Annotated in this window: 1 protein-coding gene and 1 pseudogene; both read right to left on the bottom strand. The window is 74.5% G+C overall.

Translation table 11 applies throughout. The features are described from left to right. The coding region (locus AB6A65_RS16695; RefSeq protein ID WP_371039503.1) for an ATP-binding cassette domain-containing protein at positions 1 to 199 on the bottom strand (199 nt) is incomplete at its 3' end. Then, positions 196 to 392: pseudogene (locus AB6A65_RS16690) on the bottom strand (molybdate ABC transporter permease subunit); the annotation flags it as partial. The gene AB6A65_RS16695 and the pseudogene AB6A65_RS16690, both read right to left, overlap by 4 nt.

Raw genomic sequence — 392 nt, 5'->3', positions numbered from 1 at the left:
GCTCGGTGTCGACGAGCACCCGCCCGCCGAGCGCGATGCGCCCCGCCTCGGGCCGCAGGAGCCCGGCGACGGCGTTGACGATGGTCGTCTTGCCCGAGCCCGAACGCCCGAAGAGCACCGTGACGCCCGGCGGCGCCTCGAAGCCCGCGTCGAGCGTGAAACCGCCGAAGCCGTGGCGGAGCCGCACCTCGAGCGTCATGCGCCGCCCACCCGCCGCGCCACGCGCCGCGCCAGCCATTCCGACAGCAGAAGCGCGCCCATCGCCACGGCGACCGAGACCGCGACGAGGCGCAGCGCCGCCCCCTCGCCCCCCGGCACCTGCAGAAAGGCGTAGATCGCCGAAGGGATCGTGCGCGTCTCGCCGGGGATGTTCGAGACGAAGGTGATCGTCG

It is taken from the genome of Rhodosalinus sp. FB01 (assembly GCF_041365715.1).
In the GTDB taxonomy this organism is placed as follows: domain Bacteria; phylum Pseudomonadota; class Alphaproteobacteria; order Rhodobacterales; family Rhodobacteraceae; genus Rhodosalinus.
This window is presented reverse-complemented; position numbering and strand designations above follow the sequence as displayed.